11 protein-coding genes are annotated in these 12,627 nt (G+C 49.8%); 10 read left to right on the plus strand and 1 reads right to left on the minus strand.

What is annotated here, in order from left to right; all coding sequences use genetic code 11:
- The first annotated feature begins 275 nt into the window (after positions 1-275).
- The 8 genes from BGX12_RS11645 (at position 276) to BGX12_RS11680 (ending at position 8,177) form a co-directional block, all read left to right on the plus strand.
- A complete protein-coding gene (locus tag BGX12_RS11645) occupies positions 276-2,138 on the plus strand; it encodes an alpha-amylase/4-alpha-glucanotransferase domain-containing protein (protein WP_109736231.1) in 1,863 nt (620 codons plus the stop codon).
- A 5-nt stretch (positions 2,139-2,143) separates the two neighbouring features.
- The gene (locus BGX12_RS11650; RefSeq protein ID WP_146196323.1) at positions 2,144-2,833 is read left to right on the plus strand and encodes a hypothetical protein; all 690 of its coding nucleotides are present in this window, start codon (positions 2,144-2,146) and stop codon (positions 2,831-2,833) included.
- A 97-nt stretch (positions 2,834-2,930) separates the two neighbouring features.
- The gene (locus tag BGX12_RS11655) at positions 2,931-3,509 is read left to right on the plus strand and encodes a lytic transglycosylase domain-containing protein (RefSeq protein ID WP_109736233.1); all 579 of its coding nucleotides are present in this window, start codon (positions 2,931-2,933) and stop codon (positions 3,507-3,509) included.
- Positions 3,510-3,535: 26 nt separating this feature from the next.
- Positions 3,536-4,894: a TolC family protein gene (locus tag BGX12_RS11660; protein ID WP_109736234.1), complete on the plus strand. Its 1,359-nt coding sequence runs from the start codon at positions 3,536-3,538 to the stop codon at positions 4,892-4,894.
- Between the two features lie 15 nt (positions 4,895-4,909).
- Positions 4,910-5,488, plus strand: a complete 579-nt coding sequence (locus BGX12_RS11665) for a phospholipid-binding protein MlaC (RefSeq protein WP_109736235.1) — start codon at positions 4,910-4,912, stop codon at positions 5,486-5,488.
- A 152-nt stretch (positions 5,489-5,640) separates the two neighbouring features.
- Complete coding sequence (locus BGX12_RS11670; protein WP_146196324.1) at positions 5,641-6,309, plus strand: hypothetical protein; 669 nt, start codon at positions 5,641-5,643, stop codon at positions 6,307-6,309.
- Complete coding sequence (locus BGX12_RS11675) at positions 6,309-7,043, plus strand: pseudouridine synthase (RefSeq protein WP_109736237.1); 735 nt, start codon at positions 6,309-6,311, stop codon at positions 7,041-7,043. The genes BGX12_RS11670 and BGX12_RS11675 overlap by 1 nt, the downstream gene beginning before the upstream one ends.
- Before the next feature lie 24 nt (positions 7,044-7,067).
- On the plus strand, positions 7,068-8,177 hold the full coding sequence (locus BGX12_RS11680; RefSeq protein ID WP_111361687.1) for a DUF4419 domain-containing protein: 1,110 nt from the start codon (positions 7,068-7,070) through the stop codon (positions 8,175-8,177).
- A gap of 108 nt (positions 8,178-8,285) precedes the next feature.
- Here the strand turns inward: BGX12_RS11680 and BGX12_RS11685 are convergent, their stop codons facing one another.
- The gene (locus tag BGX12_RS11685; RefSeq protein ID WP_109736239.1) at positions 8,286-8,675 is read right to left on the minus strand and encodes an HU family DNA-binding protein; all 390 of its coding nucleotides are present in this window, start codon (positions 8,673-8,675) and stop codon (positions 8,286-8,288) included.
- A gap of 105 nt (positions 8,676-8,780) precedes the next feature.
- Here BGX12_RS11685 and BGX12_RS11690 point away from each other — a divergent pair, with 105 nt between their 5' ends.
- Both BGX12_RS11690 and BGX12_RS15835 read left to right on the plus strand, forming a co-directional pair.
- A complete protein-coding gene (locus BGX12_RS11690; protein ID WP_109736240.1) occupies positions 8,781-9,950 on the plus strand; it encodes a tRNA-dihydrouridine synthase in 1,170 nt (389 codons plus the stop codon).
- Between the two features lie 132 nt (positions 9,951-10,082).
- On the plus strand, positions 10,083-12,602 hold the full coding sequence (locus BGX12_RS15835) for a hypothetical protein (RefSeq protein ID WP_233246379.1): 2,520 nt from the start codon (positions 10,083-10,085) through the stop codon (positions 12,600-12,602).
- The last annotated feature ends 25 nt before the right edge of the window (positions 12,603-12,627 follow it).

Below are 12,627 nucleotides of genomic sequence, written 5' to 3' on the forward strand. Positions count from 1 at the left end.
CGTTGCTCGCCCCCTCGTGTACCGGAGTACACCACGGCGGCTCGCGCCTTGTCCCGCTCGTCCCTGGGAAAAATACGGTACGTCGGGCGTAATCGAGGCGCACGCCTCGCATCCCTCGGCCATCCGGCGGATATGTGCGTCGCGCCTTGTCCTGCTCGGTCCCGACGTGGACATGGCCGGATGGATGATTTCGTTCGGCTGAGGCTTCTGGATGCAAAGCGCATTTACACAAAAATATTGAGCCTTTTCACCATAAATTTGTTATTCTTAGTCGTATGGAACCTACCTTATCTATGGTGTTGCAGTTGCCGCCTTCTACAGCTTATGAGAAGCTGGATGCGGTTGCGAAGAACTTGCTGATGGGCATCGGAAAGATGCTTGAATCGGGCAAGGTGCGTTTTTCGATTTTTTTGGATGGACCGACTCTTGAAGCTGCTCATAGGGTTGCAGGGCCTCTTACTTTCGGACGCTTGAGAAAGGCTGTAGAAGAGGGATACCTGGAAATTTTGGGCGGTGGGTTCCTTGACCCTATGTTGCCTCTGTTCCCTACGGTGTTACAGTCCGCACAATTGGAGCAGCATGGCAAGCTTGTACAGAAACTTTTTGATATAGAACCTGCTGGCTACTTCAATTCCTCTATGGTGTGGGAAATGGAGATGACGGAACTTCTGGAGAAGAACCGTTTTGAATACGCCTTGGTTCAGGAGTCTGCTCTTCAGGATGCTCTCGGACGCTCTACGTCTGTTTCTGGATGGTATTCCGTGGAAGACAAGGGTTCCTTCCTGCGTGTGGTGCCGGTATCTGAAAAGCTTTCCCAGGCGATTGCAAATGACGATTTTAACTGGGTTGAAATTGCGGAACCTTATTGCCGTGATGGTAGGTCTGCTGTTGTCGTTCTGGATATCCCGCCCAAGCCGGGGGACATAGTTCCTTTTGTGGAACGACTGATTGACTTTATTGAAACGAACGACGTTGCTACCAAGACTGTGGGAAGTGCTGTCAACGACCAGAATCCTGAGGGTCGACTGAGTTTTCTTGTTTCTGCGGGAAGGCGTATTGGTTTGCCCGCTACTGCAAAGACTTGTCGCGAATTGTTGGTGCGTCGTCCTGAAATCAATTTGTTCCACAAGATCCTTCTTTCCTTGTTCCGTCGCGGGACGGCAGGCTTGAAGGATAAGACTCAACAGAAGTTTCTTGAAACGCTTTACCCTGCGATGTCTCCCATTTATTATCGTGACATGCAGGACTCCGAAGGTATGCGTACCCCTATGGTGCGTTTCTGGGGGTATCGTTTCTTGACGGAAGCGTCTGCTTTCCTTTCCGAGAATCTTTCCTTTGATGGTATTCGAATGGAGATTGCGGATTTCCTTCTGGAAGGGCGTAAATTAATTGCGGCAGAAAGCCATTCTTATACATTCATACTGGATTATTTCAGCGGTGGTGTACTTCGTTATTTGAATGCCAAGATGTCCTCCTTTAATGTGCTTGGTTCCTGGCATGACGATGGTGAAGCTGCTGTGGGCTTCCAGGATTATTTGCTTCCAAACATTGACTACAGTGCTGCTAAGCTGGACCAGGTTTTGGCCGATCGCGAGAATTCCCTTACAGCGCCCTATGATTACAAGTTTAAGCGCAACGAAGATGGCTCTGAAATCCTGCTTTTGTCTGAACAGCCTGTTTCTAGAGCCGAAGAGCAGGGAATGCTCCATGTGGAGAAAAACTTTGCCTTGTCTTCAGATGGATCCGACTTCAGCTTGAGTTATCATCTGGAAAATGTTGCGGAAGCGCTGCAAAAAGGATTCTTCGGATTCCTGTTGGAGACGGGTCTTGCTGCCTGCGAACGTGGCGATGGCGCTGTCGTGGTGGATGGTAAGGAATTGAAGTTTGACTTTAAGTCTCCTATGATCTATCCGGAAGCAAAGACTTTGGAAATTGTGGATTCCTACACGTCTAGCCACTTGCATCTTGTGTTTGATAAAGAGACCAATATCCTTCTGTCTCCTATCTTCGGTGCGTCTTCTGCGTCTGCGGCTCCTGATGCCTTGCAGGGGGTCCGTGTATTCCCGTTCTGGAAAGTATCGCTTGAAAACCAGGATATTTTTGACGTCAAGGTCAACGTACGCTTTTCCAGGAGGTAGCCTAGATGATATCTGATATGATCAACATCCAGGTGGAATCCCGAGAAGACGATGTGGAAATCGTCTTGTCGGGTTCTCTAGGCCATGCCCAGTATGCAGCGGTCAAGGAAAAGTTGGCGATGCTCCTGGATGGGCCGGGGTGTTTCTTCTATTTGAATTTGAACCAGGTGCATTTTACCAGCGACAAGTATCTGGATTTGTTCCTGGAATTACTGAATGGAGCGAAAGCCCGTAAGGCGAGCCTGATCCTGATATTTGATTCGGAAGAACTGTACAGCTATTTCTCCCGCTATAAGAACATTTTCCAGATTTACGAAAATCGCGAGGCTTATAAAAAATCCGGAACGAAGAAGCAACTGCTGCAGATAGGTATGCATTATGGTGTCCGTTCCGGTATTACGGTTAGCCCGGGCGTTGCAGTTTCGTTCTTTTTGCTTCTGTTGGGCTGGATCATTACTCTTTTCATTATCGTGTCCAACCAGGGGGCTGAACTGGCTGATAAGCAGGCTCAGATTATTGCCTTGCAGAACCAGAAATCCCGTTATATTCAGGAAATCGATAAACTGGAAGCCTCCATTGGTCCCTTGCGTAAGCTTGGGGTGGTGCAGGATACGACCATGCTCAGCTCTTTTGGATTGATTGGTAGCTGGGTGGAATATCTTGAATACCTGGAGAACACCAGGCGTGAGAGGTAATGTCCGTATATCTCCCATTGGGGTGGGGATTTTCTTTGTGCTCTGGTTTGGAAGCCTAGGGCTGTTTGTTTCACGTTGGTTCGTTCAAAAAACGGAAATGGAATCTCTTGCGGTGGAGGAGACGGAACTTCGTAACCAGTTGGAACAATTGGCTGGTTATGGCAAGTGGACAATCGAGTATGTGAAAATTGATAAGGCCCTGAACTATCTTAGTAAGAACAAACTAACGAATGAGCAGAGGGTCATGCTGACGGAACAGCTTTGGCAAATTTCCAGATCCTATGCGACGGATCCCCTGCTGATCTTGGCGGTGGTTGCCCAGGAAAGTCATGGAAATCCTAATGCCCGCGGGCGAGTCCGTTCCGGAAAGTTTTCGGGTGCACTGGGCTTGATGCAGATTAAGCTTGAAACCGCAAAATCCATGAGTGCTCGCTTTGGCCTGAAAATCGAGACTGAAGAGGACTTGTTGCGTCCCGAAATTAATGTGACTGTTGGTACTGCATATCTGATCCGCCTGATTGCCAAGTATGGTAATTGGAAGGACGCTCTTGTGGCGTATAACTTGGGACATTCGGCTGTGGACCGCCTGCTTGAACAGGGAAACCCGTTGCCTACCACCTATTACGAACGGGTGACCGCTAAATACAGGAATCTTTTAAGCCTGTCATTTCTGTAACAAGTAAATTTTGTAAATTTGCGTCAATGTTGCGTGTTTTGTTTACATCTCTGCTTCTGGTAAGTGTTGTCTTGGCTGGCGAGGTCCGCTATGACCTTTCCCGCTTTGTGGAACAGGGAATGGAAAATGATCCCCAGCTGGATGAGACCAGACAGGGAACTCAAGCTAAGAAAGACAAGATTCGCGCTTTGAAGGCAGAAGCCATTCTCCCCACATTTTACGTTTCCATGATGGTAGGCCCTGCTCCAGGCCTGAAGCAGGAACTGGATGGTGGCGATACTGTCGATGTGTATGACTTTACCAAGATGGGGCCGTTCTGGGGTGTGGAAGGCAAGTTTATCCAGCCGCTGAATTTCGGTCAGTACAATTCCGGAAAGATGGCTCTGGAAGCGGATCTTCAGCAGAAAACTTACGAAATCGAGAACAAGCTGAACAAGAAGGAAGTTGAACTTCAGAGTTACTATTACAACTACCTGCTGGCTCTCGAAATGACCCGCCTGGCGGAAGACGCACAGAAGCAGGTGGACAATGCCTACGACAAGATGGAAGAAGCTCTTGACGAAGACGATGGCACTGTTTCCCAGATGGATTTCCTGAATCTGAAAGCCAAGATGCACACCGTGAAGGAAGGTGTGATTGATGCCCAGTTGGGAATGAAGCGTGTCCAGCTTGCAATCCGCTTTTCTCTGGGCTTGAAGGATGGCGATACTTTCGTTGCGGAAGATTCCCTCCTGTTGCCTCGTTCCGAAAGGATGCCTACTCTGGATGAAGTACGTTCCCTGACTTCAACCACCCATCCGGAACTGAAACAGCTGGAAGCGGGTCTTAAGGCTCGTCGTGTCCAGATGGATCTGGCGGAAGCGAAGCTTGCTCCGGAATTCTTTGTGATGGGCCAGTTCAAATACGTGAAGAGCTGGGCCGGCAACAGAAAGATTATGCAGAAGGATGCCTTTGCCGAGGACGCCGTGAATAAGCTGGATGGTCTTATTGGTGTCGGCCTCCGTTACAATTTGAATTTCTGGAAGAACTGGGAAAAGTTCCGTGCCAGCCGTACCGAATACAAGGGCTTGCAGCTGAAGGAGCGCTATGCTGAAGAAGGCCTGGTCGCAAAGGCCGAGGAACAGTACTATCAGCTCCAGGCTGCCAAGGAAAAGATGGACGCCCTCAAGGAAAGTCTCCGTGCATCGGAATCTATTCTGAAGGGTGCTGCCATGCAGTATGATTTGGACAAGTCCAAGACAGGCGACCTGGTATCCGCCTACACTCAGAATGTGAGCATGAAGAAGGATTACTACTTCGCAGTCTGTAAATATAACGTGGAGTTTGCCCAGCTGATTTTTACTATGGGCTATTCCCTGAAAGAATTCCACAGCGTGTTTAAGTAAAAAAAAGAGGTGTTTATGGTTAAGAAACTGATGATTGCTTTGGCTCTCGCTTCCGTGATGGGCTTTGCTGCAGATGATCCTGTCTCTGCGATCAAGAAGAAGGATGTGGAACTGCAGACTCTGTTGAAGAAGTCCAGCCGCAATGCCAAGGAAACGGAACGCGTGAAGGCCTTGCTGAACGACTCCTTTAACTTCGAGGAACTGGCTCGCAAGTCCCTGGCTGCAGACGTATGGAAGGCTCAGGACGAAGCTTCCCAGAAGAAGTTCGTTGCTGAATTCCAGCGCATGGTCCGAAATTCCAGCGCCAAGCGTCTTGAAGTTTACCGCGCCGATTCTACCGTTTATGAACCTGCCAAGATGAAGGGTGACAAGGACGCTCGCGTGATTGCCCATCTGTGGAACAAGGGTAAGGAATCTGTCCTGGAATACAAGATGAGCCAGGTGGATGGTAACTGGAAGGCCTGGGACCTGGTCATCGACGACCTGTCTACAGCTCGTAACTACAAGGACCAGTTTGGCCAGATTCTCAAGAACAAGAGCTTTGCCGAACTGATTGACGTTATCAGCAAGAAGGCTGACGAAGCGGAGAAGTAATCCTGTTTGCGTTCATTGACACAGGGCTAGTGGTGTGCATGGTTCTATGCGCATTGGTTCTTGTTGCCCTGTTTTTCCCTTTCACCTTCTGGATGCATGGGGAACTCAATGCGCGCGGGGCTAAGGCCTGGGGATTTTTTTTCAGAAAAAAAATGTTTGAAGTGGAAAAGACTTTCGGCGATGATGAAGACGTCGAAAGTTTTTCTGCATCTCCTGCGGCTTCGGCTCCGGTGGCAAATGCTACGGCTGAAGAAGATAATTCAACGCAAAATGGAGAGCGGAATAATGCTTCCCAGGAACCGCCGGAGACGTTCCGCGCGGATGCGGACGCTGCCGTAGGTTTTGACGGGACGGAAGGCAAGAAGGAAAAGCGTTCCCTGACGGAAACGGAATTCTGGTCCATTCTCCTGACTCCGGAATTTGATGCGAAGGCATGGTGGGCCGTCAAGAAATTGCTGGTGGGCCTGTGCAGACTTTGCCACCTGAAGTTTATCAACTGCTTTGTGGAAGGCATCCGTACGGACTATGCCCGAATGGGAGAGCTTGCCTCCTTGAATGCCTTCCTGAAGTCTTACCCTTACATTGGTGATTGGGACTTCCGGATGGACTGGACTCAGGATCATGAACTTCGCGGTGAAGGTCATGTGAGACTTCGAGTTAATCTTTGCCGCTTCATTGGGCTGCTGATGATTATTCTGTTCTATGGCGGTATTGTACTGTTTAGTTTCTGGCGTCGTAGAGCTCATGTGCTGAAGACCAATGAACTGCCCGAACTGGGCTGGATTAGAACGAAAATTGTGAAAATGATGGCGGAGGAATAATGCCTGCACTGACTTTGGAACGACTGATTGCATCTATTGGCTTTGGCTCCCGTAAGGAAGCCCGCGCTCTGATTCGTGCCGGTATGGTGGAAATGGATGGCGAGGTAGTGGACAATCCGTTTGTGGAATTCAAGACTCGTCCCGAAGTCATTACCGTCAATGGCGAGGAAGTTCCTACGGTTGAAAAACTGTACATCATGATGGACAAGCCTCTTGATGTGGAATGTAGCCATAATGCTCGTGACCATCAGTCCATTTATGACCTGTTGCCGGATCGCTTTACGGCTATGGGCCTGCAGTCTGTAGGCCGCTTGGATGCAGACTCCTCCGGACTGATCTTGCTTTCCAATCAGGGCGATTTTATCCATAAGGTGGAAAGCCCCAAGAAAGGCTACCTGAAAAAGTATCGCGTGACTTTGGCCCGCGAATTCACTGCGGAGCAGAAGGCCGAACTTCTGAAGGGCGTGATGCTGAAGGACGAACGCCGCCCGGTGCTTGCCCGCGAACTTTCCGAGGAACAGGTGACTGCCGCGGACGGCACTGTGCAAAATACCGTGGTCATTTCCATCGGTGAAGGTTTGTACCATCAGGTGCGCCGCATGTTCGCCGCTGTCGGGAACCACGTGATGACCCTTTCCCGCGAAGCCATCGGCCCTGTGGCCATGGACGATACTTTGGGTAGCGGCGGCTGGCGCTTTATGACAGAAGAAGAAGTCGCGAGTTTGACGAAATAAAAATACTTGGGTTGGGAGATTGCAATGAATAAAATTGTTGTTATAGCGGCACTGTTTTTTGCTGCGGTATCTTTTGCCGATGTGTCCATCAAGGATCCTGATGTAAAGCCGGGCTCTTTGAATTACAAGACAATGCCTGTAAAACCCGATAGGTTTCATATGGGCTTGTATGAGATTCGAGAGCCTGCTGCCATACTTTCCGAATCATATACCGAAAGTGATGTAATCGATATCCGGTCCGGGCTTATTTTCCATCCTTTTATCGCCATGGTGGGTGAAGCATTTGCAAATCATTACTCCGTTGAAATTTCTCCCGACGACATTTGGCTTTTGATTTTAGACGGGACCCGCATTCATGTTTCGGCTAACCGTGAAGCGTTAAAAAAGAAGTTTGTGCTGCCTAAGGCCGATACCGCATTGGTGGTACGAAATGATAGTCTTAGAGTAACCTCCTCTGCTGAGGAATGGGATAAAACCACTTTTGCACTTTTTGACTCGCTGGGTTCTAAGCTACCCCCAAAGACAATGGACGCTTTCAACGCAAGTTTCTCTACCACCACCGCCATTCATGCCAACGTGGCGAAGGCCATGATTCTTTCTGTGGCATCGGAGTATTATTCCTATGAATTTTCGACACTTTGCGGCATTCCCGAAATTCTTGTGAAGGGCGAAAAGGAAGACTGGATTTTACTGAAAAAGAAGTATAATCAACTGGTCAAGGAACTGAATATGGGCTGGTGGGCAAAGGAAGTCAATCCCATCCTAGACCAGTTTATTGCGGCCTACGACGGCAATATCAAAATGGAATTTTGGAGAGGCATCTACAAGTACCTTTCAGCTGGAGAGAACAGTGGAGCCATAGGTGGCATTAACGGTTGGCTCAATAGGTTTTTCCCCTATAATGCTGTGAATCCCTGGAAAGGAAACAAACCTAAAAGAAGAACCGACTGGAAGTCCCCTATGAAAGAAAATGATTTGCCGAGGGGAACCTCCTATATTACAATCCGATGGAAGATGTCTGCAGAGACAACTTCATTGAATTTCCAAATGGGATTTATGGGGGTCCATCTGGACAAGGAACATCAAAGGCTAAAGGCGGTACACGGACACGCCTTAGTAATGCCTTCACGATAAAAAAATAAAAGCCTCGGTTTGAACCGGGGCTTTAAACGTTTTGGTGTATAACTTAAGCTGGTTCCGCCTGGACGGGCAAGAGGAACTGCTGTTCGATATCAGCGAAGACTAGACTTCTTCGGCGGAGACTTCGGAATCGTCGGACTTGACCGCGATCATCACGTCCTTGTCTTCGGATTCCAGCTTGGCGTTGACGCCTTCGACGATTGCTTCAAGGGAGTTGATCTTGTCCTTGATGTCGTTGCTGAACTTGAAGGAAGGAACCATGCGTTCTTCGATCATGACGGTTTCGCCAGTACGGGGATTGCGGGCCGGACGGGACTTGCGGGGCTTGCAACTGAAGGTACCGAAACCACGGATTTCGATAGTGTTGCCTTCGATCAGTTTTTCGCCCACCAGGTCGAGGAACTGTTCGATGACGGTCTTGATATCGTTACGCACAAATCCGGTGGACTTGGCGATTTCTTGAATAAGCGATTGTTTAGTTATATTTGCCACGCCGTAAATATAGGTTTATCAATGAGTTAGCGTATATGTGGCTGCGAAATTAAATAAATTTTTCGGGCACACTTTGCGAACTTTTTGTGGATAATTGTTGTTAATATGTTGAAAGATGTTGAAAGTTTAAAACCGGCTGTTAAGTCCTTCAAACTTAGGGACTTAGAAGTGTTCCCCAACACCATTTTGAGCCCCATGGACGGGGTGACGGACGCTCCTTTCCGCCGTTTGTGCCGAGTTTTGTCCGGAAACCGCATGGGACTGTTGGTATCTGAGTTCGTTCCTACCAATGCGGATGAGGTTTTCTGCCTTACAGGCCATAAACAGCTGAAATTCTACCCGGAAGAGAAGCCTTTTGGCATCCAGATTTTCGGCTGCTATCCCGATAAGATGGCTGCGGCGGCAAAAAAGATCGCTGACGGCCTCCATCCTGACTATATAGAGGTGAATGCGGGCTGTCCGGCCCCCAAGGTGGCGGGCAAGGGGAGCGGTTCCGGTTTGCTTCGGGATTTGCCCCGCCTGCAGGAGATTTTGCACGACGTGCGTGCTGCGCTGGATACTTGCGAAGTGAATATTCCGCTGACTCTCAAGTGCCGTATTGGCTGGGATGATGAGTCCATCAACGTCTTGGAAACCCTGAAAATTGCCGAGGGTGAAGGCGTGGAACTTCTGGTGGTTCACGGACGCACCCGCCTGCAGGGCTACAACGGCCTGGCCAACTGGGACTGGATCGGGAAGGTGGCTACTGCCGCTAGGATTCCCGTGGTAGGTAACGGCGACGTGAACAGCGTGGAATGCGCCCTGGAACGCATCAACACCTATGGCGTCGCTGGCGTGAGCATCGGCCGCGGTGCCATGCACAACCCCTGGATTTTCGGACAGATCGCCGACGCCTGGGAAGGTAAGCCCGCCCACATCATTACCGCCGAAGAGGCTCTGGACGTGTTCTCCATCTACTACAAGTTCCTGGATGAAGAAGGCCGCACGGAAATGGGTGCCATGGGCCGCCTAAAACAGCTGGCCGCACGACTTTGCAAAGGTTTTGTGGATGATTTAGGGGACAGGGGACAGGGGACAGGGGATAGTTTGTCTGCAGCCATGGAAGTCCGTCAGACTTTGCTCACCGCCCAGACTCCCGAGGAATTTTTCGAACGCAAGGAAAAGCTGAAAAATGGCATCGCCAAGAGCCTGCGCTACGAACCTAACCGCCTGGTAAATCTGAACGGCGCCAAGGATAACACCCTGGTTTTCGGAAATCGCTACGAGAATCGGTAATTTTAGAATAGCAAGTTCCTGTACAGATTGTTGTCTAAAGACTACGGTTTACCTATGGGGCGGCTAGCCCTTCACGCGCTTTTGATTTATATTCATAGATGACGGTTTGGTGTACTGTCATTGGAGTTTTGTATGGGATTTAAATCATGGGTGTTTGGTCTCGGGCTCGTTTCTATTGCGGGTTCCGTTTTTGCTGCTGATGCTGTAAAGGCTTTTCCGGAGGCGCTTGGCTTTGGCGAGTTCGTTACAGGTGGCCGCGGCGGCACTGTTTACCACGTAACCAATTTGAACGATTCTGGCGAGGGTTCTTTCCGTGATGCTGTAAGCGCGCCCAACCGCATTGTGGTTTTTGATGTAGGTGGCATCATCAACATTAAAACAGCTGTTTCGGTCAAGAGCAACATTACTATTGCTGGCCAGACGGCTCCTGGCGAAGGCATCGCCATTCACGGCGGTAAGGTTTCTACGGGCAAACAGTCCAACATCATTATCCGCTACCTGCGAATTCGACCCGGCGAAAAGACTGCGTCCAACAACGATGACGCCCTGAACCTTTACGATTCCAAGAACATCATCGTGGACCATTGCTCCATTGAACTTGCTCCCTGGAATAACTTTGGCGGCAGTTCCGATAACGCAAATTACCGCATTACCGGCGTTACAGTGCAGAATACATTGGTGGCGAATCCTATTTATCAGCAGTTCGGTGCTCATATTGAATCGGTGGACGGCACCTGGGCTTGGTATTATAACGCTTTCATCAATACCCACAATCGTAATCCCCTGGATAAAATCAACGACGTTTTCGTGAACAACGTCCTCTATAACTTTGAAGCGGGTTACACCACCCACACCTCCACTCATTTCAAGCACGATATCGTAAACAACTACTTTGTGTATGGCCCCAAGGGGAGCAATCCCTGGTTCCAGGTGGATAAGAACCAAAGTATTTACGCCAGCGGCAACATGATCGACACCAACCGCGACGGTGTCTTGAACGGCGGGGCTTCCAACATTTACTATTACCAGGGCCCGGGCGAGGAACTGAAGGAACCCTGGAACGAGATGACCAACAAGAATCCGGTTTATAGCGCGGCAACCGCCTGGCGCTTGGTGAATTCCCAGTCCGGCGTTTTGCCCTACGATGACATTGATTCCTTGATTTGGTACCAGGCAAGTACCTTGGGCAAGGAGGGGGCCTTGGTCAAATCCGTTGGCGCTATGGGCCTAACGAAAAATGATGGCTGGGGCGAAGTCATCGCCGGCAAGCCCGAAGTGGATACCGATAAGGATGGCATGCCTGACTACTTTGAAGGAGCCATGGGCTTTAACATAGGCAAGGATGATGCCATGGTCATCGGTAGCGATGGTTATGCCAACATCGAAAAGTACATCAACTGGCTTGGGGCTATGCACACCCGCGTGCTGAAGAACGGCTCTGTCGATTTTGACCTGCGATCCATTACCAAGGGCTTTCTGCCTGTGGCTCCCAAGTACAGCGTCATGAGTTTGGAAAACGGATCAGTCACGCTGCTGGACGATGGTTACACTGCACGCTTTACGCCTAACCCGGGATTTATGGGGCTGACCGCCTTTAAATACACCGTCAAGGGCAATGACGGAACGGAATACACCGGACGGGTGGAAGTTCTCGTAGAAAATAGCGACTTGACTGCGGGTCCTTCTTTGGTGGTGCAGTCTGGAAGCATGAACCAGCAACTGTTCAAGGGCGAAGCCCTGAAGGACATTGTTCTTGCTTACGGCGAATGCGGTGGTGCCCAGGCCATGGACCTTCCCGACGGAATCAAGGCCACGGTGGATGCAACTGCAAAGACAATTACCTTGAGCGGAACGCCCATTCAGACCGGCCTTCAGAAGTTCTCTGTGAAGACGATTGACGATGGTGGCGAAACCGTTGTGGTGGAAGGCTCCGTTAATGTGCAGTTTAACGCAGAACTTGTTGCCGATGCAAAGGTTGTTAGTGGCGTGAATGCGGCATACCCCAATGACGCTCACGGTGTTTACGAGGAAACCAACGCCGGTTGGCGCGATGAAGGCTACTACAACTTCTCCAACATTGCAGAAAGCTATGGCGTGTGGAATCTGGTTGCCGAAAAGGGTAAGGCCGGAGTTGTCGTGACATTCCGATTTGCAAATGGCGGTAAGGCGGCCCGCCCCATGGAACTGTTCATCAACGACGTAAATTACGGGATTATCGAATTTCCGCCTACCGGAGCATGGACGACCTGGGATAGCGTTTCCGTGAAGGCGGATCTTGTGACCAAGGGCAATGTGCTGAAGCTGCAATCCCTCAGTACCGATGGCGGCCCCAATATGGACCAGATTGGTTTTGATATTGCGGGCGTCAAGCAAACTGCCAATGAAATCATCGTGGAAAAGGGTGACCAGAGCGATACACAGGCTATTGCCACCACTGTTCCCCTGACCCACGCAGCCGTGGCAACCTTCGACTTGAATCGCGGTATTCTGCATGCGACTCGTGATGGCTTTGCTACAGTTGCAGTGTACAACATGTCAGGCCGATTGGTTGGAAAATTCAGCGGTAAAGTTCATACGGGATACAACAAACTGAACATCCAGAAAAACAAGCTACCGAAGGGACATTACGAAATCCGCGTGAATTTCCAGTAGTATGCTAGAAGAAATCGTTTAAGTG

The organism is Fibrobacter sp. UWR4 (assembly GCF_003149045.1).
Classification (GTDB): Bacteria; Fibrobacterota; Fibrobacteria; order Fibrobacterales; family Fibrobacteraceae; genus Fibrobacter.

Bases quoted from the DNA above. Each gene is read 5' to 3' on its own strand.
- BGX12_RS11675 (WP_109736237.1), top strand. From the start codon at position 6,309: ATGCCTGCACTGACTTTGGAACGACTGATTGCATCTATTGGCTTTGGC.
- BGX12_RS15835 (WP_233246379.1), top strand. From the start codon at position 10,083: ATGGGATTTAAATCATGGGTGTTTGGTCTCGGGCTCGTTTCTATTGCG.
- BGX12_RS11645 (WP_109736231.1), top strand. From the start codon at position 276: ATGGAACCTACCTTATCTATGGTGTTGCAGTTGCCGCCTTCTACAGCT.
- BGX12_RS11690 (WP_109736240.1), top strand. From the start codon at position 8,781: ATGTTGAAAGATGTTGAAAGTTTAAAACCGGCTGTTAAGTCCTTCAAA.
- BGX12_RS11650 (WP_146196323.1), top strand. From the start codon at position 2,144: ATGATATCTGATATGATCAACATCCAGGTGGAATCCCGAGAAGACGAT.
- BGX12_RS11660 (WP_109736234.1), top strand. From the start codon at position 3,536: ATGTTGCGTGTTTTGTTTACATCTCTGCTTCTGGTAAGTGTTGTCTTG.
- BGX12_RS11655 (WP_109736233.1), top strand. From the start codon at position 2,931: ATGGAATCTCTTGCGGTGGAGGAGACGGAACTTCGTAACCAGTTGGAA.
- BGX12_RS11680 (WP_111361687.1), top strand. From the start codon at position 7,068: ATGAATAAAATTGTTGTTATAGCGGCACTGTTTTTTGCTGCGGTATCT.
- BGX12_RS11670 (WP_146196324.1), top strand. From the start codon at position 5,641: ATGTTTGAAGTGGAAAAGACTTTCGGCGATGATGAAGACGTCGAAAGT.
- BGX12_RS11665 (WP_109736235.1), top strand. From the start codon at position 4,910: ATGGTTAAGAAACTGATGATTGCTTTGGCTCTCGCTTCCGTGATGGGC.